Below are 24,453 nucleotides of genomic sequence, written 5' to 3' on the forward strand. Positions count from 1 at the left end.
GCGCTCTTTCTAGCTCCGTCGACGGCCGGCGGGTTGCGGGCATGGCCGCTCCTGTCCGCGTTCACTCGGATGGGGGGTCCACAGGGATGAACAAAGGGCACGGGGGGAGAGGTTCGAGGGGTACCGCAGGAGCCTTCCACGGTCTTCGGGCGGGCAATCCAGGCGCTTTGTTAACTACTAGGGCGTAGCCGAAGCGGCAAGCACAGGACCCGGACAAAGAAAAGGCCCCGCCCTTGTGGGGCGGGGCATGTCTCTCGTGGTGCGGACGGCTGTGCGGCGGCTGCGCCGACCCCGCCCGCCCGGTGCCGCGGACCGGCCGCGGTCAGTGCCGCGGCGAGGTGTCCGAGGACCAGACCTGCCAGGGCTGACGGGCCACCCACTCCTCCACCGGGGGCGGCTCCAGGGCCAGGACCTCCGTCGACACGCCGTCGTCGTCCGCCATCAGGAGCGGATCGGCGCCGCTCGCCATGAAGTGGTAGATCCCGGCCACCCCGGCCGCCGTCTCCGGACCGAGCAGCTGGGCGAGACTCCGCTCGAAAGCGGCCGGATCCAGCTCCTCGTACCGCACCGACCGGCCGAGCCCCCGGCCGAACGCCGCCGCCAGCTCACCGCCCGTCAGGGAGCGCTCGCCGCCGATGTCGAACGTCCGGCCCTCCAGGTCCTCCCGGGTGAGCGCCGCGAGCGCCGCGTCCGCCAGCCCCCGGTGCGACAGCCACGCCGTCCGCGCCGCCGCCGGCAGCGGATAGGCGAGCACGCCGTCGTCGACCAGGGCCGGCCCGTTCCACGGCGAGAACAGGTTGTCCAGGTAGACCGGCGGCCGGATCACCACCAGCGGCACCCCGCTGTCCCGCAGCACCCGCTCCGCCAGCCGGCGCGTCTCGAAGGCGGCGACGTCCGTCGGTCCCAGCGGGATCCGGGTGTTGGCGTTGAAGACCAGCCGCTCCGTGCCCGCGTCCAGGGCCGCCTCCGCGACGTTCCGCGCGTACGCCTCCACCCGCTCGCTCTCGTACACCAGCGGCATCGTCATGAACGCGTGCGTGGTGCCCTCGAAGAGCTCCCGCACATCGTCCGGCCGCCCCAGATCGCCGGCCAGGAAATAGGCCCCCGGAAGCGGCGGCCGGTCCGCCGACGGCCGCCGCGTCAGGGTACGCACCCGGTGCTGCCGCTCGGCCAGCAGACGGGCCACCGCACCCCCCTGGAACCCCGTCGCGCCCACGACCGCCACCCGCATCGGATTCTCACTGGACATGTGTGTCTGAGGCCCTTCGATAGACTTTCCCGGATGTCGTGTCGGCGTCCTTCCAGGCTCGCCGCCCCGGCTTCGGCCGTTCAATTAACAAACCGGGGCGGAAGTTGAAGGATCGTCCATGGCAATCGTGGGAACCGACCGTCACGCACTGCAGCCCGAGCAGGAAGAGCAGGACGACCTGCTGAGCGAACTGCTCAAACCCCTCAGGCTCACCGGCGTCTTCGACAGCCGCTGGCACGTCCGCGCCCCCTGGGCCATCGAGGGCGACGCCGAACGCAGCTGCGCCGTCCTCCACTACGTCGTCGAGGGCGACTGCTGGATCACCACCGAGGACGAGGCCCCGGTCGAACTGCACGCCGGCGACCTCGTCGTCTTCCCGACCGGCGCCGCACACCGCCTCTCCGACCGGCCCGAACGCCAGGGCCTCCCGCTCAAGGCCGTCCTGCCCGAGCGGCATCCCGGCACCTCCGGGGAGATCGTCATCGAGGGCAGCGGTCCCGAGAGCCGGCTGCTCTGCGCCGGGCTGCACTACGACGCCAGCGCCGCCACCGGCCTCTACACCTCGCTGCCCTGGGCACTCGTCCTCGACGGACCGCAGGTCGACCGCGAACCGCTGCTCCGCGACACCCTGCGGCTGCTCGCCGCCCCGGACCGGCCCGTCGGCCCCGGCGACCGGCTCATCACCCTGCGCGCCTTCGAGATGGCCCTGGTCCTGGCGCTCCGGCCGCTGCTCCGCGAACTCGCGGGCAACCCGGCCTCGCTGCCGCTGCTCCGGCACCCCGGGATCAGCCGGGCCGTCGTCATGATGGCCACCCGGTTCGCCGATCCCTGGACCATCGACTCCCTCGCCCGGGAGGTCGGCATGTCCCGCTCCGCCTTCACCGCCTCCTTCCGGGACCTGGTCGGCGAGTCCCCGGCCCGGTACCTCTCCGCCCGCCGGATGCAGGAGGCCGGCAGGCTCCTCACCGAGACCTCCCTCCCGCAGTCCGCGGTGCCCGCCCGCGTCGGCTACCAGAGCGCCGTCGGCTTCCACCTCGCCTTCCGCAAATGGTTCGGGGTGACCCCGGGGGAGTACCGCTCGGGAGCCGACCGGGCCGCCTGAGAGGCGGCCGAGCGGTCCTCCGGAAGGGCCGGCGGACGGCCGTCCGGGAGCGGCCCCCCGGACGTCCGCGCCGATCCGCGCCCACCGACCTGACATCTTCGGGATTCCCTGGCCGGTTCTTAAGGACCCCTGGACGGACGCTCATTGTCCGGACGGGCCGCCCCGGACAGGCTCGGGACCGGCACAGCCGTGACACCCGAGGAGAGGCGATACACCGGTGACGAGGTCCGGGCAGGAGTATCTGGAGGGGCTGCGCGACGGGCGCGAGATCTGGCTCGACGGGGAGCGGGTCGAGGACGTCACCGCCCACCCCGCCTTCCGCTCCACCGCGGCCTCCTTCGCCGGGCTCTACGACCTCGCCGACGACCCCGTCCACCACCCCGTCCTCGTCCAGGGCGGGGTGCGCCGCGCCTCCACCGTGCCCCGTTCGTACGAGGACCTCGTCGCCCGCCGCCGTGCCTTCCGCGTCACGGCCCGCGCCGGCTTCGGCTTCCTCGGCCGCACCCCCGACTACATGGCCGCCGGCGCGGCCGGGTTCGCCGCCGCGCCCGCCGTCTTCACCGGCGGGACCTTCGACGGCGCCGAGCACGCCCTCGCCTTCCACCGCCGCCTCTCCGAGGGCGATCTGCACTGCGCGTTCACCCTCGGCAACCCGCCCCCCGGGCACGGCGGGGAGGACCTCGCCCTGCGGGTCGTGGCGGAACGGGACGGCGGGATCGTCGTCCGCGGCGCCAAGACCGTCGGCACCGGCGCCGTCTTCGCCGACGAGATCCTCGTCGGCACCATCGAGCCGCTCGCCGCCGACGACACCGAGCACGCGCTGACCTTCGCCGTACGCCTCGACACCCCCGGCCTGAAACTGATCTCCCGCACCTCCTACGAGGAACGCTCCCGGTCCGTCTTCGACCACCCGCTGTCCTCCCGGTACGACGAGAACGACGCGACGCTGGTCTGCGAGGACGTCTTCGTGCCCTGGGAACGGGTCCTCACCCACCGCGACCCGGCCACCACCGGCGCCGTCTGGTGGCAGACCCCCGCCTACCTCAACTTCGTCCACCAGTCCGCGACCCGGTTCTGGACCAAGCTGGAGTTCCTCACCGGACTCGCGATCCTCCTCACCCGCTCGAACGGGACCGAGGACCTCCCGCCCGTCACCCAGGCCGTCGGCAGGCTCCTCGGCATGGTCGCCCAGGCCAAGGCCTTCGTGCTCGCCGCCGAGGCCTCGTACGAGGAGGTCGACGGCGGACGCGGCGGCGTCCGCCCCGGGCAGGACATCTCCTTCGCCCAGCGGATCATGGCGGGCGAGCTCTACCCGCGCGCCGTCCAGGACATCAGGCTCCTCGCGGGCGGCGCCCTCCTCCAGCTCCCCGCCAGCGGCCGTGACCTCCTCCACCCCGAACTCGGGCCCCTGGTCCGCCGCTACTTCGGCACCACCGGCCACCCCGCGGAGGACCGCGTCAAACTCCTCAAGCTCGCCTGGGACGCCCTCGGTTCCGAGTTCGCCGGACGCCACGAGCAGTACGAGCGCTTCTACCACGGCGCCCCGCACGTCTACCTGACCATGCAGACCTGGGCCGGCGCCGCCGACGACTGCGAGCACCTCGCCCAGGCGTGCCTCGACGGCTACGGCCTCGGGACGACCCGGTGACCACGGCACCGGCACCACGGCGCGGGGCGCTCGCCCTGCTCGCCGCCACCCAGCTGCTGCTCATCATGGACACCGCGATCGTCAACGTCGCACTGCCGACCGTCGGCGAGGACCTCACCACCGGCTCCGCGGGCCTCTCCTGGGTCGCCAACGCCTACCTCATCACCTTCGGCGGACTCCTCCTCCTCGGCGGCCGGATCGCCGACCTCCTCGGCCACCGGCGGGTCTTCCTCGGCGGCCTCGGCCTGCTCGCCGTCGCCTCCGCCGCCGGTGGTGCCGCCCCCGGCGCCGACGCCCTCGTCGCGGCCCGCGCCGCCCAGGGCGTCGGCGCCGCGCTGGCCGCGGCCGCCGCCTTCGCCCTGCTCCTGCTGCTCTTCCCCGACGGGCCCGTCCGGCACCGGGCCCTCGGCGTGTTCGCCGCGATGGGCGGCCTCGGCGGCGTCCTCGGCACGGTCCTCGGCGGCGTCCTCACCGACCTGCTCGGCTGGCGCTCCACGCTCTGGCTGAACGTGCTGCTCGCGGCGGTCCTCGCCGTCGCGGCCCGCCGCGCACTCGGCGGCTCCGACCGCCGCACCGGACCCGTCCGGCACGGCGGCTTCGACCTCGCCGGGGCCCTCACCGCGACCGCCGGCCTCGGACTCGTCGCCTTCGCGCTCGTCGGCGCGGCCGACGCCGGATGGCTGTCCGCCCGGACCCTCGGCGCCGCGGCGGCGGGCCTCGCGCTGCTGCTCGCCTTCGCCGCCGTCGAGGCCCGGGCCGCCGCGCCGCTCGTCCCGCCGTCCGTGCCGGCCCGGCCCGCGCTCCGGCTGGCCAACACCCTGGCGGCGCTCGCCCAGACCACCCTGTTCCCGATGTTCTTCCTGGTCAGCCTCCACCTCCAGAACGTCCTCGGGTACTCGCCCCTCGGCGGCGGCCTCGGCCTGCTGCCGCTGTCGCTCGTCGTCGTCGCGGTCGCCCCGCAGACCGGCCGGCTCATCTTCCGGATCGGCCTGCACCGGACGATGACCCTCGGGTTCGTCCTGCTGTGCGCGGGGACCCTGTGGCTGGCCCTGGCCCTCACCCCCGACGGCGGCTTCGCGAGCACCGTCCTCGCCCCGAGCCTGGTCCTGGGCGCCGCCCTGCCGCTCGTCATGGTCACCACCAACGTGGCCGCGACGGCGGAGGCCGCGCCCGAGGAGACCGGACTCGCCTCCGGACTCGTCAACACCAGCCAGCAGTTCGGCTCCGTCCTCGGCCTCGCCGTCCTGGTGGGCGTCGCCACCGGCCGTACCGAAGCCGTCGACGCGGCCCGCGCGACCGCCGAGACCTCCGGCCACCGCGCCGCCCTCCTCACCGGCGCCGCCGTCGCCGCCGCGGCCGCGCTGCTCTCCTTGCGCCTCCACCCGCCGAGACGGGCGCCGGAGGGCTCCCCCGCGAAACGGGTCCCGGACCGCCGCTGACCCGCCCCCGTACCCGACCGGACCCGAACCGGCCCGCACCCACCCGAACCACTGCCCACGACCACCGGCGAGTGAGCCGTGCCTCTTCGGCGAACCGAGCCCCGAACAAGAGGAGCCCCCGTGCTGTTGGGCGATCCGCGTCACCGCACCGAGGACATCCGCGCCGCCGACCCGCTCGGCGCCGACGGCCTGCTCGCCGCCGTACCCGCGATGAACGCCGACGCCGACGTCGCCGCGCTCACCGTCGCGCTGCGCGCCCTCGTGCCGGACATCGACCGGGCCGCCCAGTGGAGCGTCGGCCACGCCCTCGCCGCGATGCGGGACCTCGGCATCCTGCTGGGCTCGCTGAAACGGCACGGCGTACAGCCCCTCCACGCCGTGCCCGAGGCGCTGCCCGTCCTCGAACTCCTCGGCCGCCGCACCGACATGGTGCCGAGGGACACCGTGCACCACTACACGACCTGGAACCCGCCCGGCCCCCGCCGCCGCACCTACACCGGCGATCCGACGGAGGTCCGGCTCCAGGACGCGGTACGGATGGTCTTCCCCGGCCTCGTCGCCGCCCTCGACGACTGTGGCCGGGTCGCCCGCCTCGAACCGTACGACCCGGGCTTCGCCACCGCCCTCGACCGGGTGGCCCGTCATGTGCGGGCGATGGTCGACTCCATCGACCTCACGGTGGCGCAGGTGTCCCCGGAGTACTTCGCGGTCGTGCTGCGCCCCTACTTCGAGGAGGTCGAGGTGGACGGCCGGGACTATCTCGGCCCGGCCGCCGCTCAGGTGCCGCTCTGGCTGGTCGACCTGACACTGTGGCAGTGCGACCGCTCCGACTCGGCCTACGAGGCCTTCCTCGCCGAGTCCGTGCCGTACGCGCTGCCGGCCTGGCGCGCCTTCCACACCCGGCACCGGGGCGGGGTCTCGGCGGTGAGCAAGCTGTCGGCCGCCGTCAGCTGGGAGGGCGCGGACCGGCTGCCGCCCTCCCTGGCCGCGTCCGCGGAGGCCCTCGGCCGGGTGCTGCGCCTCCTGAAGACCTTCCGCGCCCGGCACCTCGGCATCGCCCGCAAGGCGTACAGCGAGGAGACCCGGCTGTACGAGGAGGGCAGCGGCGGGGCCCCGGTCGCGCTGCTGCGCTCGATCCTGGATCTGACCAGGGAGAACGAGACCATGGTGCGCCGCGCGACCGTGCGGCGCCGTCCCGCAGGGGCCCCCGTCGGGCCGTCGGCCGCGTAGCGGCGCCGAAGGAGCAGTCGTCATGTCCCCCCACACCCCCTCCGCGTTCCTCCCGGTCCGCCGCCGCCGTCCGGCGCCGGACTACGGGCAGAGCCCGCACGTCGTGATCGCCGGCGGCGGCATCGCCGGCCTCACCACCGCCCTCTCCCTGCACGCCGCCGGCTTCGAGCGGGTGACGGTCGTCGAGACGGCGCCCGCGATCCGCCCGGTCGGCGCCGGGCTCAACCTGATGCCGAACGCCGTCCGCGAACTGGACGCCCTCGGCCTGCTCGACGCCCTGGAGCCGGGCGCCCTGCGCACCCGCGAACTGCGCTACTACCACCGCTCCGGCGGGCTGATATCCCGGGAGCCGCGCGGCCTCGGCGCGGGCTACCTCTGGCCGCAGCTGTCGGTCCACCGGGGGCACCTCCAGCAGGTACTCGCCGGCGCGGTACGGGCGAGGCTCGGTCCCGCCGCCCTGGTCACCGGAGTCCGGGTGAGCGGCGTGGAGCCGACACCGGACGGGCGGCCCCGGCTGAGGCTCGAACACCGGGAAGGCGCCGTGCACGGCCGCGCCTCCCTCGAACCGGACGTGCTCGTCGGCGCGGACGGCATCCGCTCGACCGTACGAGCCGCCCTGCACCCAGGGGAGGGCGGGCCGCCGTGGAACGGGATGCTGGTGTGGCGAGGAGTGTCCCGGATGCCGGCCAAGGCGGTCGGCTCGTTCATGCTCATCGCCGGCGACGACCGGCAGAAGGCCGTCGTCTACCCGATGGGCCGGCCGACCGGGCCCGACCGGGAGGTCCTGGTGAACTGGGCGCTCGCCCGCCCCGCCGAGCGCACCTGCGCGTCCGGCACGGTGGCGGAGGAGGAACGGTTCCTCGGCGACTGGAACCGGTCCGTCCCCGTCGAGACCTTCCTCCCGTTCTACGAGGGCTGGGAGTTCGACGGCGTCAGCGTCCCCGACATCCTGCGCGCCGCCGACTCCGCGTACGAGTACCCGATGGTCGACCGCGAGCCGCTCGACCGGTGGACCCACGGCCGCACCACCCTCATCGGCGACGCCGCCCACGCCATGTACCCGATCGGCTCCAACGGGGCGACCCAGTCGATCGTCGACGCGCGCGCCCTCGCCCACGCCCTCGCCCGGCACGCCGACCCCGAGGACGGCCTCGCCGCCTACGAACGGGACCGCCGCCCCGTCACCACCGCGCTCCAGCGGGCCAACCGCGAACTCGGCCCCGAGGTCGTCATCGACCTCGCGCACGCGCGCGCCCCGCACGGCTTCACCGACATCCACGAGGTCATCCCCGCCGAGGAACTCGCCGCCATCGCCTGCCGGTACGCCGCCACCGGAGCCTTCGACCCGGCGACCGTCAACCAGGGCTCCCCGTACGAGGTCCCCCTCCCGGCCATCGGCTGACACGCGCCCCACCGCTCCCCGTGCGCCGTCGCACGGGGGGAGCGGTGTGCCCTAACGTCTGAGCGGAACGACGGACGCACAGCGTGGTGCGTCCACTCCGCTCCGTACTCGCCTGCGAAGGTGGAACGCGTGAAGGCAATCCGTCGATTCACCGTGCGTCCCGTCCTCCCCGACACCCTTCGACCCCTCGCCGACCTCGCGCACAACCTGCGCTGGTCCTGGCACGAACCCACCCGCGCCCTCTTCGAGTCCCTCGAACCCCCCGGCACGTCGACCCCGTCCGGCGGCACCGACCCCGTCCGGATCCTCGGCGCCCTCGAAGCCCCGCGGCTCGCCGCGCTCGCCGCCGACCAGGACTTCCTGACCCGGCTCCGGACCGCCGCCGAGGACCTCGACACCTATCTCCACGCCCCCCGCTGGTACCAGCGGGCCGCCGGGCGAACAGGCGACGCGCCCGCCGCCCTCGCCTACTTCTCGCCCGAGTTCGGCGTCACCGCCGCCCTGCCCCAGTACTCCGGCGGCCTCGGCATCCTCGCCGGCGACCACCTCAAGTCCGCCAGCGACCTGGGCGTCCCGCTCATCGGCGTCGGCCTGCTCTACCGGCACGGCTACTTCCGCCAGTCCCTCGGCCGGGACGGCTGGCAGCAGGAGCAGTACCCCGTCCTCGACCCCGGCGAACTGCCCGTCACCCTGCTCCGCGAGGCCGACGGCGCCCCCGCCCTGATCACCCTCGCCCTCCCCGGCGGGCGCAGTCTCCACGCCCACCTCTGGATCGCGCGGGTCGGCCGCGTCCCGCTCCTCATGCTCGACTCCGACGTCGAGGAGAACGCCCCCGGCGAACGGAGCGTCACCGACCGGCTGTACGGCGGCGGCAGCGAGCACCGGCTCCTCCAGGAGATGCTGCTCGGCATCGGCGGCGTCCGGGCCGTCCGTACGTACACGCGGCTCACCGGCACCCCCGCGCCCGAGGTCTTCCACACCAACGAGGGCCACGCAGGCTTCCTCGGCCTCGAACGCATCCGCGAACTCCAGGGCGAGGGACTCGACTTCGACAGCGCCCTGGAGACCGTGCGCGCCGGGACCGTGTTCACCACCCACACCCCCGTCCCGGCCGGCATCGACCGCTTCGACCGCACCCTGGTCGCCCGCCACCTCGGCGGGGACGGCGCGCTCCCCGGCGTCGACACCGGCAAGGTCCTCGCCCTCGGCGACGAGACCCCGCTGGGCGGCGAGCCCGGCGTCTTCAACATGGCGGCCATGGGGCTGCGCCTCGCCCAGCGCGCCAACGGCGTCTCCACCCTCCACGGGGCCGTCAGCCGGGCCATGTTCGCCGGGCTCTGGCCGGGCTTCGACGCCGACGATGTGCCGATCACCTCCATCACCAACGGCGTCCACGCCCCCACCTGGGTCGCCCCCGAGGTCGGCCGGCTCGGTCCCGACCCCGCCGACCGCGAACTGTGGGAACTCCGCCGCACCCTGCGCGAACGTCTCGTGGCCGACGTACGGGAGAGGCTGCGGGCGTCATGGCGGCAGCGCGGAGCGGCGGCCGCCGAACTCGGCTGGACCGACTCCGTCCTCGACCCCGACGTCCTCACCATCGGCTTCGCCCGCCGGGTCCCCTCGTACAAGCGGCTGACCCTCATGCTGCGGGACAAGGACCGGCTGCGGGCCCTGCTGCTGCACCCCGAGCGGCCGGTGCAGCTGGTCGTCGCGGGCAAGGCCCACCCCGCCGACGACGGCGGGAAGCGGCTCGTGCAGGAACTCGTCCGGTTCGCCGACGACCCCCGGGTCCGGCACCGGATCGTCTTCCTGCCCGACTACGGCATGGCGATGGCCCGCGGCCTCTACCCGGGCTGCGACGTCTGGCTCAACAACCCCCTCCGCCCCCTGGAGGCCTGCGGCACCAGCGGCATGAAGGCCGCGCTCAACGGCTGCCTCAACCTCTCCGTCCTCGACGGCTGGTGGGACGAGTGGTTCGAGCCGGACTTCGGCTGGTCCATCCCCACCGCCGACGGAGCCGCCGCCGCGGACGAGGACCGCCGCGACGACCTGGAGGCCGCCGCCCTCTACGAGCTGATCGAACGCCGGGTCGCCCCCCGCTTCTACGACCGGGGCCCCGACGGCGTCCCGGCCGGCTGGACGGCGATGGTCCGCCGCACCCTCACCGACCTCGGCCCGAAGGTGCTCGCCGACCGCATGGTCCGCGAGTACGTCGAGCGGCTGTACGTCCCCGCCGCCGCCGCCCGCCGGGCGCTCACCCCGGACCGGGCGCGGGAGCTCGCGGCCTGGAAGGCGCGGGTCCGGGAGGCCTGGCCCAAGGTGACCGTCGACCACGTCGAGGTCGGCGACGACCTCGCGGACGACCTCGCCGACGCGGAGCTCGGCGCGACCCCGGTCGTCCGGGTCCGGGTCGCCCTCGGCGCCCTCGCCCCCGACGACGTCGAGGTGCAGGCCGTCACCGGCCGGGTCGACGCCGACGACACCCTCACCGACACCCGTACCGTCCCGCTGAAGCCGGCCGGAGGCCCGGACCTGGAGGGCCGGCAGCCGTACGCGGGCACCCTGGCCCTCGACCGCACCGGCTCCTTCGGCTGCACGGTACGGGTGCGCCCCTCCCACCCGCTCCTCGCCCACCCGGCGGAACTGGGCCTGGTGGCCGTGCCGGAGGAGACGACGGGGGAGGGGGCGGGGGTCCTGCTCCGGTAGGCCCGACCACCGGTGCCGGGCTCACCGGTGCCGTGCCCACCGGTGCCCTGACCGCGTCCCGGCCCTAGGGCACCTCGGCCTTGTCGGCGAGGTGCCCGGCGACGAAGCACAGCCGGTACACCGGCACGGCGGCCAGCATCGTCGAGCGGTAGTACCGGCACTCGTCCATCCCGCGCGGCTCCGGCGGAGCCACCTGCGGTGCGCTGTCCAGCGGGTGCTCGGGCCAGTCGTCGATGCTCTCGTCGAGCTGCGCGGGCGTCTGGCCGATCCGGATCCGCGCGTAGTCGTCCGGCTCCAGGTACGACTGGGCCTGCGTCCAGGCGGCGACCCCCAGCATCAGCGCGCCGAGCGCGGCGAGGAGCGCGAGCGGGATCCAGATCGCCCGTGCCAGGCCCTTGCGGACCTCGCGGCGCGCCAGGTCCAGCTCCCGGGCCGAGGTGGGAGCGGCGGGCAGCGGCGCGGGGGCCCTGCGGGGCAGCACGGCGGTCAGGGCGAAGCCGCCGTCCTCGGTGGCACGGTGGCCGAGGGTGCCGCCGGCCAGGCGGACGCGCTCGCCGAGGCCGACGAGGCCGGTGCCGCCGGAGCCGGAGCCGAGGGAGGGCCCGCCCGTGCCGGGGCCGCTGACCACCTCGACCCGCACCGTGGCCGCCTCGTCGTCCTCCGGGGCGACGGCGATCGAGACCGCCGCGCCGGGCGCGTGCTTGGCCGCGTTGGTGAGGCCTTCCTGCACGATCCGGTGCAGGGCGAGCCCCGACATCCCCGGCAGCGTCGGCACGGGTGTCGTGGTGAGGGTGACCGTGAGCCCCGACGCGCGGGCGCGGGCCGCCAGTTCCTCGACCGTCTCGCCGGCCGGGCTCGTCGGCGCCGCCTCGTCCTCCTCGCGCAGGACGCCGATGATGTCCCGCAGCCGGGCCGTCGCGTCCGCCGCTGCGCGGCGCAGCTCGCCCGCCGCCAGCTGCTGGTCCGGGCCCAGGTCCGGGGAGACCTCCAGGGCGCCCGCGCGGATCGCGATCAGGGCCAGGTCGTGGCCGAGCGAGTCGTGCATGTCACCCGCGATCCGGGACCGCTCCCGCAGCCGCTCCCGGTCGGCCACCGCCGCCTGCTCGCGCTCCATCCGGTCCGCCAGCTGCCAGCCGCTCCGCACGAGACGGTCGTACTGGCGCACGTACCGGCCGATCAGCCAGGGCGCGACGACGGCGAGGGCGAGCGCGAGCAGCAGCGTGAACCACTGGCCGAGCGAGGTTCGGGTGACCCAGGTGAGGACGAGCCCGGCGGCCGCGATCGCGCCGAACAGCCAGAGCGCCGCCCGGGTGTGCTCCTGGCGCCGCCCCGCCAGGTACCCGAAGGCGACCAGCGCCAGGCTGTACGAGGGGGTGAACAGCTCCAGGGTGGCCGGCAGGCTCGCCGCGACCGCGGCCGCGAGCGACACCAGCGGCCACCTCCGGCTCACCGCGACGCAGCCCGCGAGGACCGTCACGCCCACCGCGACCCGGGTCCAGCTGCCGCCGTCGTTCGGGTCCGACTTCAGCAGCACGGGCACGCAGAGCAGCAGCCACAGGATGAGGTCGAAGAGACGCTCGCGGAACGGCTCGCGCGGCGCCTCACGCATCGGTCACCAGGCCGGCCTCGTACGCCAGGATCGCGAGCTGGACCCGGTTGCGCAGCCCCAGCCTGCCGAGGACGGCGCTCACATGGGCCTTGACGGTGCCCTCGACGACGTACATGCGGTCCGCGATCTCCTGGTTGGAGAGTCCGGCGCCGAGCAGGCCGACGACCTCCCGCTCCCGGCCGGTGAGCCGGTCGAGGCGGGCGCGCGCCGAGGCCGCGCGGGTGAGGCGCTCGCCGCCGAGGGTGTCGATGACCCGGCGGGCGACGGTGGGGGAGAGAGCGGCACCGCCGCCGGCCACGGCCCTGACCCCGGCGATCAGTTCGCGCGGGTCCCCGGACTTGAGCAGGAAGCCGCTGACGCCGCTGCCGAGGGCGCGCGCGATGTACGCGTCCTCGGAGAAGGTGGTGAGCATGACGACGGCCGCGCCCGGGACGGCCCGGCGCAGCTCCTCGGCCGCGCCGAGTCCGTCGAGCCGGGGCATCCGGATGTCCAGGAGGACGACGTCGGGGCGGTGCTCGCGGGCGAGTTCGACGGCCTCGTGACCGTCGCCCGCCTCGGCGACCACCTCGATCCCGGGGTCGGTGGCGAGGATGGCCCGCACTCCGGCCCTGATCATCGTCTCGTCGTCGGCCAGCAGCACCTTGATCATGCGTCCCAGGGTACGGAGGGCCGGTGCGGGTCCGGGGAACGCACGGACGCCCGGAGGGAAGGATCCCTCCGGGCGTCCGGCACTTGTGACTCGGGGTTACTCACTCACCGGCTTGCCGATGGCCCGCTCGCGGGCTTACGGGAAGGTGAGCTTGAAGCTGTTGATGTAGCCGGTGTCGACCGCGGCCTTGTCCTGGACACGGAGCTTCCAGGCACCGTTGGCGACCTCGGAGGAGGCGTTCACGGTGAAGGTCTGGACGATGTTGTCGGCGCTGCCGCCCGACCGGTTGGACAGGCTGTAGACCGAGCCGTCCGGGGCGACGAGGTCGACGATCAGGTCACCGCGGTAGGTGTGGACGATGTTCACGTCCACCTTGAGGGTGGAGGGCGCGTTGCCCGTGACACCCGTGACGTTGACCGTCGAGGTCACCGCGGCGCCGTTGTCCGGGATGGACACGTCGGCGGTGTTCTCGAAGACCTTGCCCGGCTGCGGCTCGCCGCCGCCCGGGCGGGAACCGACGGCGATGGCGGCCCAGGCGTTCTCGACCGCGAGCACCTCGGGGCTGCCGGCGCCGTACAGCTCGGTGGCCACCGCGACGGTGCCCGTGCGGGCCCCGGCGTAGTTGGTGTTCGAGCTGAACTTGGTGGTGAGCGCCTTGAACCAGATCAGCGAGGCCTTGTCCCGGCCGATGCCGGTGACGGGCAGGCCGTCGGAGGTAGGCGAGTCGTAGTTCACGCCGTTGACCGTCTTGGCACCGCTGCCCTCGGAGAGCAGGTAGTACCAGTGGTTCGCCGGGCCCGAGGAGTAGTGGACGTCGATGCCGCCGAGGCCCGAGTACCACGCGTCCTTGGACGAGCCGTCCTTGCTCGGCTTGTCCATGTAGCGCAGCGGGGTGCCGTTGCCGCGGATGTCGATCTTCTCGCCGACGAGGTAGTCGCCCTTGTCCTGGGCGTTGTTGGCGTAGAACTCGACGGCCGCCGCGAAGATGTCCGAGGTGGCCTCGTTGAGGCCGCCGGACTCGCCGCTGTAGACCAGGCCCGCGGTGTTGGAGGTGACGCCGTGCGTCATCTCGTGCGCGGCCACGTCGATGGAGGTCAGCGGCTTGGTGTTGCCGGAGCCGTCACCGTAGGTCATGCAGAAGCAGGAGTCGGACCAGAACGCGTTGACGTACGCGTTGCCGTAGTGGACGCGGGAGTACGCGCCGACGCCGTCACCGCGGATGCCGGTGCGGCCGTGCACGTTCTTGTAGTAGTCCCAGGTGAGCGCGGCACCGTAGTGCGCGTCGGCGCCGGCGGTCTCCTTGTTGGCGGGGAGACCGTTGCCCCAGGTGTCGGTGGTGTTGCTGAACAGCGTGCCGGTGCCGGACGTACCGCCGTTGAGGTTGTACGTCTTGTGGCCGCCGCGGCCCGTGTCCGTCAGGGTGTACGACGGGGCGGTGCCGAGGGTGACCTGGCCGCTGTACATCGTGTTGCCGACGCCGGTCTCGATGGCCTGCCACTCGAAGAGCTTCGCGCCGGTCTTCGCGTCCGTCACGACGTGCAGCTCGTTCGGGGTGCCGTCGTGCTGGAGGCCGCCGACGACGGTCTCGTACGCGAGGACGGGGGTGCCGTTGGCGGCCCAGACGACCTTGCGCGGGGCGCGGTCGGCCTTGGCCTTGGCCGAGCCGTCCGCCTGGGCGAGGCCGACGGCCTGCTTCTCGGCGGCGGCCGGGGCCACGGCGGCGGAGGTGGAGATGTTCTTGAGCTCCGCGCGGGTCGACTTGGTGACACCGGTGGTCGCGCCGGCCTTGGTCTCGGCGACGATCAGGTCGCCGCCCAGGACGGGCAGTCCGGCGTAGGTGCGCTCGTAGCGCGTGTGGGTCGTGCCGTCGCGGTCCTGCACGACGTCACGGACGACCAGCTTCTCCTGGGCGCCGAGGCCGAGCTCCTTGGCCTTGGCGGCCTTGTCGGCGTCGGCCGCCTTGATGAGCGCGGTGCGCTCGGCGGGGGTGAGGTCGGCCGGGAGCTTGCCGGGGTTCGCCGAGGTGCCCTGCTGGGCCTTCGGGGCGATGCTCCAGGGGGCGTCCGCCGCGGTGGCGGCACCCGTCTGGACGCTCACGGCGAGCATGGCGGCGGCAGCGATCAGAGCGCCGGTCGCGGTGGCGCGACGGCTGGGCGTGGATCTCACGCAGACTCCTTCTTGCGAGGGGGGTACCGGCGGACTGGGTCGGCCCATCCGGGCGGAGCAAGCAGAGCTGTGGAGCACGTTCGGGTGAAGCAGCGAACTCTGGTGCGAAGAGCCGGGGAGAGAGTGACAGGAATGACGGGGACCTGTCAGGAGTGCGTCGGCAAGTTGGCCGGAAATCGTTCGCTGCTCGTAAGGCCGTGTTCGTTAAGCGGACGTTTCGTCGATCAAGGCCGCGATGCCGTCCAATGTTCGCGCGAGCCCGAATTCGAAGAGCGTCCGCAGATCGAGACCGAACCCGCCGTCGCTTGTCATCGCGGCCAACTCCGGGTACGTGCGACCCGATTGGATCGCGTCGAAGCGTGGCTCGTTCTGTTCCATCCACTCGCTGTCGGAGATGCCTGAATCCTGTCGCGCCTGCGCCTCCAGATCGTCCGCCATCGACAGCCCCTGGACGTACGCGAAGATCGCCAGATGGGTGTGGAGCTTCTGGGCCGGGGAGAGCGGCGTGCTCCTCAGCGCCCGCAGCACCCACTCCGTGTACGCCATCGCGTTCGGCGTCGCCACCGGCCGCGTGTACGAGGCCATCGCGTGCGCCAGCCACGGGTGCCTGGCGTACACGTCACGCAGCCAGCGCGCCCCCTGCTCCAGGGCCGTCCGCCAGTGCCCCGGCACCGGACCGAGCGGGACCTCCCCGCAGGCCGCGTCCGTCATCAGCCGGACCAGCTCCGGCTTGCCCGGGACATGCCGGTAGAGGGCCATCGTCGACACGCCCAGCACCGTCGCCACCCTGCGCATCGTCAGGGCGGGCAGCCCCTCCGCGTCGGCGAGTCCCAGGGCCGCGGCGACGATCTCCCCCCGCGCGAGGGGCGACGCCGTCCGCGCGTCGCCCGCCGTCCGGGCACCCTTCGCGGAGGGCACGACCACCGTGCCCACCCCCGGCTCCGGCCGGACCAGGCCCTCCTGACGCAGGACCGCGAGCGCCTTCGTGGCCGTCGCCATGGCCACGCCCCACTCGCGGGTGATCGCCCGCGTCGACGGAAGCCTGTCCCCGGGGCCCAACTCGCCCACCTGCACGCGGCGACGGAGCTCGGCGGCGATCGCGAGGTAGGGCGGTTGCGTCGTCATGGCGGGAGTGTACTAGTGCGCCAACAGGGTGTACGCACCTCTGAACTGGCGCTTCGTACCGACCGTTCGAGGTGCACTAGGGCGGGAGTGGCACCGTACGCACACCGCTGCTTCCCTCCTCCCCATGACACTCACCGCCCAGCCCGAGCCCGCCACCGGTCCCGCTCCCGCCGGCCGCCGCGAATGGACGGCCCTCGGCGTCCTCATGCTGCCGCTCCTCCTCGTCTCCATGGACGTCTCCGTCCTCTACTTCGCCATCCCCTCCATCAGTGCCGACCTCCGGCCGGGAGCCACCGGACAGCTCTGGATCCTCGACATCTACGGCTTCGTCCTCGCCGGGCTCCTCGTCACCATGGGCGCGCTCGGAGACCGCATCGGACGCCGCAAGGTCCTGCTCGGCGGCGCGGCGCTGTTCGGCGTCGCCTCCGTCGCCGCCGCCTACGCGCAGAGTCCCGGCGCCCTGATCGGAGCCCGCGCGCTCCTCGGTATCGCGGGCGCCTGTCTCATGCCCGCCACGCTCGCCCTGATCCGGGTCCTCTTCGCCGACCCCGCGCAGCGCGCGAAGGCCGTCACCCTGTGGACCTCCGTGATGGCCAGCGGCATCGCCCTCGGGCCCGTCGTCAGCGGCGCGCTCGTCGAGCACTTCTGGTGGGGATCCGTCTTCCTCGTCAACCTGCCGGCCATGGCCCTGCTGCTCGTCCTGGGGCCGCTGCTGCTGCCCGAGTCCAAGGGGGCCGCCGCCGGACGGTTCGACGTCCTCAGCGCGGCCCTCTCGCTCGGCGCGCTGCTGCCGCTCATCCACGGCGTCAAGGAACTGGCCGAGGACGGCTGGGCGCTGCTCCCGGCGGGTGCCGTGTGCGTGGGGCTGCTCGTCGGCCTCGTCTTCGTCCGCCGCCAGACACGGCTCGCCCATCCCATGGTCGACCTCGCGCTGCTCCGGAACCGGGCCTACGGCGGCTCCGTCCTCGCCAACCTGCTCGCGATGGCGGCTACGGTCGGCTTCGCCGTCTTCCTCACCCAGTACCTGCAGTCCGTCCTGGGCCAGAGCCCCTTCGAGGCCGCGCTCTGGAGCCTCGTGCCGACCGCGGGCGTCCTGGCCGCCGCGCCCACGGCCGCGGCACTGGCCCGGAACACCGACCGGGCCCATGTGATGGCCGGAGGATTCCTCCTGGCCGCCGCCGGCTTCGCCTGGCTGGCCGGCATCGACCGCACCACACCCCTGTGGGTCGTCATCGTGGCGAGCGCCGTCTACGCCGGCGGGCTCGTCTCCGCGATGACCCTCGCCAACGAACTGGCCCTCGGCGCCGCACCGCCCGAGCGGGCCGGCTCCGCCGCCGCCGTCCTGGAGTCGGGAGCCGAACTGGGCGGAGCCCTCGGCATGGCGCTCCTGGGCGCCCTGGGAGCGGCGGTCTACACCGGCGCGATGCCCGCGGCCGCTCCGGCCGCGGCCCGCGAGACCCTGGGCGGTGCGCTGGCCGCCGGCCCCGCGGTGCTGGACGCCGCGCGGACCGCGTTCGTCGACGCGATGGGAACGGTCGCCGTGGGGGCGGCGGCCCTGATGGTGGCCTCGGCCGCGCTGTCCCTCGTTCTGCTGCGCAGGGCACGATCCTGAATCGCGCCCCCGGAACGGCCCCCACGTCACCCCCCCACGGGGCCGGCCTCAGCCCACCAGACTCTCCCGCCACGCCTGGTGCAGACCGGCGTAGTGGCCCTCGTCGCCGACCAGGTCCGACGGCGTACCGTCCTCCACGATCCGGCCCGACTCCATCACCAGCACCCGGTCCGCGACCTCGACCGTGGACAGGCGGTGCGCGATGACCACCGCCGTACGGCCCGCCAGGACCGTGTCCATCGCCCGCTGCACCGCGCGTTCGCCCGGGACGTCCAGCGAGCTGGTGGCCTCGTCCAGGATCAGCACCGCCGGGTCCGCGAGCAGCGCCCTCGCGAAGGCGACCAGCTGGCGCTGGCCCGCCGAGATGCGGCCGCCCCTCTTGCGTACGTCCGTGTCGTAGCCGTCCGGGAGGCCCTTGATGAAGTCGTGGGCCCCGATCGCGCGGGCCGCGTCCTCGATCTGCTCGCGGGTCGCGTCCGGGCGGCCGATCGCGATGTTCTCGGCGACCGTGCCCGAGAAGAGGAACGCCTCCTGGGTGACCATGACGATGCCCCGGCGGAGGTCCGGCGTGCTCAGGTCGCGGAGGTCCACCCCGTCCAGGCGCACCGCGCCGTCGGTGGGGTCGTAGAAGCGGGCCAGGAGCTTGGCCAGGGTCGACTTGCCCGCGCCCGTCGCCCCCACCACCGCGACCGTCTGGCCGGCGGGGACGGTCAGGTCGAAGGTGGGGAGGACCTCGCCGCCCGTGCGGTAGGCGAAGCGGACCGCGTCGAAGGTGACCTCGCGCCCCGGGGAGCCCGTGCGGGCGGGCAGCGTGGCGGGGGCCGTCGTCTCCGGGACCCCGGGCTCCTGGGCGAGGAGGCCCGCGATCTTGGTGAGGGACGCGGCCGCCGACTCGTACGAGTTGAGGAACATGCCGAGCCGGTCGATCGGGTCGTACAGGCGCCGCATGTACAGGACCGCGGCCGCGAGGACGCCCAGTTCGAGGGAGCCCGAGGCCACCCGGTAGGCGCCCCACAGGCACATGCCGGCGACCGCCGTGTTGGCGACGAGCCGCGACCCCACCACGTAGCGGGCCATTTCGAGGAGCGCGTCGCCGTTGCTGCGCTCGTGCCGGTGGTTGAGCGAGGCGAACTCGGCGTTGTTGACCTGCTCCCGGCGGAACGCCCGGACCGGCCGGATGCCGTTCATCGTCTCCGCGAACTTCACGATGACGCCCGCGATGGCCGTGGAGCGCTCGGCGTACACCGCGCCCGCCCGCCGCTGGTAGACGCGCACCAGAAGGAAGAGGGGCAGGAAGGAGGCCACCGCCACCGCGCCGATGCCCAGGTCGAGGTAGAGCAGGATCGCCGAGATCGAGACGAAGGAGAGGACGACGCCGATCAGTTCCTGCAGTCCCTCCGAGAGGAGCTCCCGGAGGGACTCGACATCGGTCGTGGAGCGGGAGATGAGCCGGCCCGAGGTGTACCGCTCGTGGAAGTCGACGCTCAGGATCTGCGCGTGGCGGAAGATGCGGCCGCGCAGGTCGAGGAGGACGTCCTGGTTGACGCGGGCCGCGCCGCGGACGAAGACGTACTGGAGGAGGCCCGACAGCGCCGCGCAGAGGAGGTAGCCGAGGGCCACCGCGACGACGGGGCCGTGGTCGCCCGCGCGGAAGGCGGGGACGCCCGCGTCGATGGCGTACGCGACGAGGAGGGGGCCGGCCTGGACCGCCGCCTCCTTGACGAGGAGCACCAGGGCGGCGAGCGCGACCCGGGCGCGGTGGGCCGAGAGGAGCGAGCGGAGCAGGACGCCTGTCGCCCCGGGGGGTGCCGGGAGGTCGTCGCGGTCGAAGGGGTCGCCGGCCGGCTGCTCCGCCGGTGTCGCCTGTGCCGTCTGCTGTGTCATCGGGATCCGCCCTCGCCGTCGCCGGACATCAGCCAGGCGTACTCCTCGCTGCTCCGCAGCAGTTCGTGATGGGTGCCCACGGCCGCGATCCGGCCCCGGGAGAGCAGGGCCACCCGGTCGGCCAGCATCACCGTCGACGGGCGGTGCGCGACCACGAGGGCCGTGGTGTCCCGCAGGACCTCCCGCAGGGCCGCCTCCACCCGGGCCTCCGTGTGGACGTCGAGCGCGGACAGGGGGTCGTCCAGGACCAGGAAGCGGGGGCGGCCGACGACCGCCCGTGCGAGGGCGAGCCGCTGGCGCTGTCCGCCGGACAGGCTCAGGCCCTGCTCGCCGACCTGGGTCCCGGCGCCCTCGGGCAGCCGCCCGACGAAGCCCTCGGCCTGTGCGACGCCGAGGGCGCGGCGCAGTTCCGGTTCGCCCGCCGAGCCGTCCGTCCCCATCAGGACGTTCTCCCCGACGCTGGCGGAGAAGAGGGTCGGTTCCTCGAAGGCCACCGACACCAGGGACCGCAGCCGGTCGCGCTCCATCAGGGCGATGTCCTCGCCGTCGAGGAGGATGCGGCCGCCCGACGCCTCGTGGAGCCTCGGTACGAGGGCGGTGAGGGTGGTCTTGCCGGAGCCGGTGCCGCCGACCAGGGCCAGGGTCTCGCCGGGGCGGATGTGCAGGTCGATGCCGTCCAGGACGGGAGGGGAGTCCGGCGGCGCGTCCGGGTAGCGGAACGACACGCCCTCGAAGCGCACCCCGCCCGGGCCGCCGGCCGCCTCGGCCGCGGTGGCCGGGGCGGTGTCCGGTTCCTCCTCGGCGTCCATCACCTCGAAGTACCGTTCCGTCGCGGTCGCCGCCTCCTGGCTCATCGCCAGCAGGAAGCCGATCGACTCCACCGGCCAGCGCAGCGCCAGGGCCGTCGACAGGAACGCGACGAGCGTGCCCGCCGACAGGTCGCCGTCCGCCACCTGGATCGTGCCGAGGACGAGGGCGGCGCCGATGGCCAGCTCCGGGACGAAGGTGATGACCGCCCAGATCATGGCGAGCAGCCGGGCCTTCAGGAGCTCGGTGCCGCGCAGCCGGCCGGAGAGTTCGCGGAAGGCCGTCGCCTGGCTGCGGTGGCGGCCGAAGCCCTTGACGATGCGGATGCCGAGGACGCTCTCCTCGACGACGGTCGTCAGATCGCCCACCTGGTCCTGGGCGCGGCGCGCGACCACCCCGTACCGGCCCTCGAAGATCGAGCAGACGATGACGAGCGGGATGACCGGGGTGAGGAGGACGAGCCCGAGGGACCAGTCCTGGGCGAGCAGCAGGACGTAACCCGCGAGGATCGTCACGCCGTTGACCAGCAGGAACGTCAGCGGGAAGGCCAGGAACATCCGGACCAGCATGAGGTCGGTCGTGCCGCGGGAGAGGAGCTGGCCCGAGGCCCACCGGTCGTGGAAGGCGATGGGGAGCCGCTGGAGCCTGCCGTACAGATCGGCCCGCATCCGCGCCTCGACCCCCGACAGGGGGCGGGCGACCAGCCAGCGCCGGTAGCCGAACAGCACCGCCTCGGCGATGCCGAGCAGCAGGAGGTAGAGCGCCCCCAGCCACACCCCGCCCGGGTCCCGGTCCGCGACCGGTCCGTCGACCAGCCACTTGAGGACGAGGGGGATGACGAGCGACAGACAGGACGCGACGACTGCGACGAACGCGGCGGTGAACAACCGCGCCCGCACGGGCCGCACGTACGGCCAGAGCCGGAGCAGCGTCCGCACCGCGGAGCGGTCGGGAGCGTCGGTCGCACCGGACGCGTCGGCGGCGTCCGGCGCGGCGGAGGCGGAGGCGGCCGCGGGGGTGGTGGCGGCCGCGGCGGAGTCGAGGGCCGGGGCGGGGGGCTCTGGGGCGACAGGTTTCTCGGGCATCAGGTCCGACCCTACGGTTCACCACTGACACGTCTCATCCTGTTTTCCGGCCGGGCGGGAGTACGCCCAGGGCGGCCGTGCGTCGTACCGGCCATCGACCGATCGGGCGATGGCCGGGATCCTGGCCCTGGTCGCCCAGGGCGACGCCCACGGGGCCGTCGCCGCCGGGTACGACCGGGGGATCCTGGGCCGCTCCTGAGCCGCCCCCGTCCGACCGGACGACCGGGGGAGGGAAGCGTGCGCGTCCAGCGCATCAGTACCGAGGCGCTGCCCGCTGCCGAGCGCTTCGGGTACTGGCACGACATGACGGCCGCCGCGCTCATCCCGACCGTGACGGGCAGCGAGCACGCGGGGGACTTCCGCGCCGAGGCGGCCGCGGTCGCGGGCCGTGTCACGGCCCGCAGGGGAGCACCCACCTGCTCGGCCACCGCCGTCGCGCCGTGGTGGCCGGGCCGGTGCTCACCCCCGGACCCGGAGCAGGACCGTCGAGCGGGCTCCCACGGCGAGGGTCTCGCCGCCCCGGTGGAGGGTGCCCGGTGGCGTCGACTGGTCCTCCCGCGCGGTGTCGAGGACCAGCTCGTACGTCTCCGCCCACGGTGCCCCCGGGAGGCGGAAGTCCAGGGGGCGGTCGCCCGCGTGGAGGACGGCGAGGAAGCTGTCGTCGGTGATCTGCTCGCCGCGCTCGTCCCGGCCCGGTATGTCGCGGCCCGACAGATAGAGGCCGAGCGTGGCCGTGGGCGCGTACCAGTCGGGTTCCGTCATCTCGGCGCCCGCCGCGGTGAACCAGGCCAGGTCCCGCAGCCCGTCCGCGCCCTGGGGGCGGCCGGAGAAGAAGGCGCGGCGGCGCAGGACCGGGTGGTCGTGGCGGAGGGCGAGCAGCCGGCGGGTCAGGGCGAGGAGCTGGGCCCGGCCGGGGGAGTCCGGCAGGGTCCAGTCGACCCAGCCGATGGGGTTGTCCTGGCAGTAGGCGTTGTTGTTGCCGCCCTGGGTGCGGCCCATCTCGTCGCCGGCGACGAGCATCGGGACGCCGGTGGACAGCAGCAGGGTGGTGAGGAGGTTGCGCTGCTGGCGGAGGCGGAGGGCGTTGATGCCGGGGTCGTCGGTCTCGCCCTCCGCCCCGCAGTTCCAGGAGCGGTTGTCGTGGGTGCCGTCGCGGTTGCCCTCGCCGTTGGCCTCGTTGTGCTTGCGCTCGTACGTGACGAGGTCCCGGAGGGTGAAGCCGTCGTGGGCGGTGACGAAGTTGACGGAGGCGTACGGCCGGCGCCCGCCCCAGGCGTACAGGTCGCTGGAGCCGGAGAGCCGGTAGCCGAGGTCCCGGACGTCGGGCAGCGCCCCGCGCCAGAAGTCCCGTACGGCGTCCCGGTAGCGGTCGTTCCACTCCGTCCAGAGCGGCGGGAAGGCGCCGACCTGGTAGCCGCCGTTGCCGACGTCCCACGGTTCGGCGATGAGTTTGACCCGGCGGAGCACCGGGTCCTGGGCGATGACGGCGAGGAACGGGGAGAGCATGTCGACGTCGTGCATCGACCGGGCCAGGGCGGCCGCCAGGTCGAAGCGGAAGCCGTCGACGCCCATCTCCGTGACCCAGTAGCGGAGGCTGTCGGTGATGAGCCGCAGGACCTGCGGCTGCACGACGTGCAGGGTGTTGCCGCAGCCGGTGTAGTCGGCGTACCGGCGGGCGTCGGACTGGAGCCGGTAGTAGCCGCGGTTGTCGATGCCCTTGAGGGAGAGCGTGGGGCCGAGCTCGCCCGCCTCCGCGGTGTGGTTGTAGACGACGTCGAGGATGACCTCGATCCCGGCCGCGTGCAGGGCGCGCACCATCCGTTTGAACTCGCCGACCTGCTGGCCGGTGGTCCCCGAGGACGAGTAGCCGGCGTGCGGGGCGAAGTAGCCGATGGAGTTGTAGCCCCAGTGGTTGCGCAGGCCCCGCCGCAGGAGATGGTCCTCGTGCGCGAACTGGTGCACCGGGAGCAGCTCCACCGCCGTCACCCCGAGGCGTACGAGGTGCTCGATCGCCGCCGGGTGCGCCAGACCGGCGTACGTGCCCCGCAGATGCTCGGGGATGCCCGGATGGAGCCGGGTGAAGCCCTTCACGTGCAGCTCGTAGATGACGGAGTCCTGCCAGGGCGTCTTGGGCCTGCGGTCGTCCGACCAGTCGTCGTCGTCCTGGACGACGACCCCCTTGGGGACGTGCGGGGCGGAGTCCCGCTCGTCGCGGACGGTGTCGGCCACATGCTGCTGGGGCCAGTCCCGGACGTGCCCGTAGACCTCCGGGGGCAGTGCGAAGTCGCCGTCGACGGCCCGCGCGTACGGGTCGAGGAGCAGCTTCGCCGGGTTCCAGCGGGCCCCCGTCCACGGGTCCCAGCGGCCGTGCACCCGGTAGCCGTACCGCTGGCCGGCCCCGACCCCCGGCACGAAGCCGTGCCAGATCTCGTGCGTCAGCTCCGTGAGCGGCAGCCGCAGTTCGGTGCCGTCCGGGCCGAAGAGGCAGAGCTCGACGGCCTCCGCACCGCCCGCCCACAGAGCGAAGTTGGTGCCGCTCACCCCGTCGGGGCCGACCCGGCAGCGGGCGCCGAGCGGCGTCGGCGCGCCCGGCCACACAGGTGGCCCGGCCCGCTCCGGGGCATGGTCAGGTACCGCCTCCTGCTCGGCTGCGCTCGTCACCGTCCCGGCCTCCAGCGGCTCGTCGGGCCCGCACGCCGGGGAGCGGCGGCGTCCCGGCCGTCGCTCCCGCGCGTGGTTC

At 73.9% G+C, this 24,453-nt stretch carries 15 protein-coding genes; 7 read left to right on the top strand and 8 right to left on the bottom strand.

The genetic code is table 11. The features are described 5' to 3' along the window. Nucleotides 1–322: 322 nt before the first annotated feature. Complete coding sequence (locus tag OG392_RS25335; RefSeq protein WP_329283198.1) at nt 323–1,249, bottom strand: SDR family oxidoreductase; 927 nt, start codon at nt 1,247–1,249, stop codon at nt 323–325. Nucleotides 1,250–1,367: 118 nt separating this feature from the next. Between OG392_RS25335 and OG392_RS25340 the strand changes: the two genes are divergently transcribed. The 6 genes from OG392_RS25340 (at nt 1,368) to glgP (ending at nt 10,776) form a co-directional block, all read left to right on the top strand. Further along, nucleotides 1,368–2,351 (top strand): AraC family transcriptional regulator, encoded by a 984-nt coding sequence (locus tag OG392_RS25340; protein WP_329283201.1) that lies wholly within the window; start codon nt 1,368–1,370, stop codon nt 2,349–2,351. 217 nt (nt 2,352–2,568) lie between these two features. After that, nucleotides 2,569–3,999, top strand: a complete 1,431-nt coding sequence (locus OG392_RS25345) for a 4-hydroxyphenylacetate 3-hydroxylase family protein (RefSeq protein WP_329283203.1) — start codon at nt 2,569–2,571, stop codon at nt 3,997–3,999. Further along, nucleotides 3,996–5,438 (top strand): MFS transporter, encoded by a 1,443-nt coding sequence (locus OG392_RS25350; protein WP_329283204.1) that lies wholly within the window; start codon nt 3,996–3,998, stop codon nt 5,436–5,438. Before OG392_RS25345 ends, OG392_RS25350 begins: the two co-directional genes overlap by 4 nt. Before the next feature lie 123 nt (nt 5,439–5,561). Next, on the top strand, nt 5,562–6,668 hold the full coding sequence (locus OG392_RS25355; RefSeq protein WP_443055098.1) for a monodechloroaminopyrrolnitrin synthase PrnB family protein: 1,107 nt from the start codon (nt 5,562–5,564) through the stop codon (nt 6,666–6,668). A 22-nt stretch (nt 6,669–6,690) separates the two neighbouring features. Continuing rightward, nucleotides 6,691–8,070 carry an FAD-dependent monooxygenase gene (locus OG392_RS25360; RefSeq protein WP_329283207.1) on the top strand — a complete coding sequence of 460 codons (1,380 nt, stop codon included), beginning with the start codon at nt 6,691–6,693 and terminating at the stop codon, nt 8,068–8,070. A gap of 129 nt (nt 8,071–8,199) precedes the next feature. Continuing rightward, nucleotides 8,200–10,776 carry an alpha-glucan family phosphorylase gene (gene glgP / locus OG392_RS25365; RefSeq protein WP_329283210.1) on the top strand — a complete coding sequence of 859 codons (2,577 nt, stop codon included), beginning with the start codon at nt 8,200–8,202 and terminating at the stop codon, nt 10,774–10,776. Between the two features lie 64 nt (nt 10,777–10,840). On the opposite strand, the gene OG392_RS25370 is transcribed toward glgP, so the two are convergent. From OG392_RS25370 to OG392_RS25385, 4 genes are all read right to left on the bottom strand, one after another. Next, nucleotides 10,841–12,385: a sensor histidine kinase gene (locus tag OG392_RS25370; protein WP_329283212.1), complete on the bottom strand. Its 1,545-nt coding sequence runs from the start codon at nt 12,383–12,385 to the stop codon at nt 10,841–10,843. Continuing rightward, complete coding sequence (locus tag OG392_RS25375) at nt 12,378–13,034, bottom strand: response regulator transcription factor (RefSeq protein WP_329283214.1); 657 nt, start codon at nt 13,032–13,034, stop codon at nt 12,378–12,380. The genes OG392_RS25370 and OG392_RS25375 overlap by 8 nt, the downstream gene beginning before the upstream one ends. A gap of 135 nt (nt 13,035–13,169) precedes the next feature. Continuing rightward, nucleotides 13,170–15,200, bottom strand: a complete 2,031-nt coding sequence (locus OG392_RS25380) for a M4 family metallopeptidase (RefSeq protein WP_329283217.1) — start codon at nt 15,198–15,200, stop codon at nt 13,170–13,172. A 204-nt stretch (nt 15,201–15,404) separates the two neighbouring features. Continuing rightward, a complete protein-coding gene (locus OG392_RS25385) occupies nt 15,405–16,325 on the bottom strand; it encodes a TetR/AcrR family transcriptional regulator C-terminal domain-containing protein (RefSeq protein ID WP_329283219.1) in 921 nt (306 codons plus the stop codon). A 124-nt stretch (nt 16,326–16,449) separates the two neighbouring features. On the opposite strand from OG392_RS25385, the gene OG392_RS25390 reads away from it, so the two are divergent. Continuing rightward, entirely contained in the window at nt 16,450–17,937 is a 1,488-nt protein-coding gene (locus tag OG392_RS25390) for an MFS transporter (protein WP_329283222.1), read from the top strand. Nucleotides 17,938–17,985: 48 nt separating this feature from the next. Here OG392_RS25390 and OG392_RS25395 read toward each other — a convergent pair whose 3' ends face one another. The 3 genes from OG392_RS25395 to glgX form a co-directional block, all read right to left on the bottom strand. Continuing rightward, complete coding sequence (locus OG392_RS25395; protein ID WP_329283225.1) at nt 17,986–19,821, bottom strand: ABC transporter ATP-binding protein; 1,836 nt, start codon at nt 19,819–19,821, stop codon at nt 17,986–17,988. Then, complete coding sequence (locus OG392_RS25400) at nt 19,818–21,713, bottom strand: ABC transporter ATP-binding protein (protein WP_329283227.1); 1,896 nt, start codon at nt 21,711–21,713, stop codon at nt 19,818–19,820. Before OG392_RS25400 ends, OG392_RS25395 begins: the two co-directional genes overlap by 4 nt. 459 nt (nt 21,714–22,172) lie before the next feature. Then, nucleotides 22,173–24,374 carry a glycogen debranching protein GlgX gene (gene glgX / locus OG392_RS25405; protein WP_329283229.1) on the bottom strand — a complete coding sequence of 734 codons (2,202 nt, stop codon included), beginning with the start codon at nt 24,372–24,374 and terminating at the stop codon, nt 22,173–22,175. Nucleotides 24,375–24,453 lie beyond the last annotated feature (79 nt).

Source organism: Streptomyces sp. NBC_00691 (assembly GCF_036226665.1).
Taxonomy (GTDB): domain Bacteria; phylum Actinomycetota; class Actinomycetes; order Streptomycetales; family Streptomycetaceae; genus Streptomyces.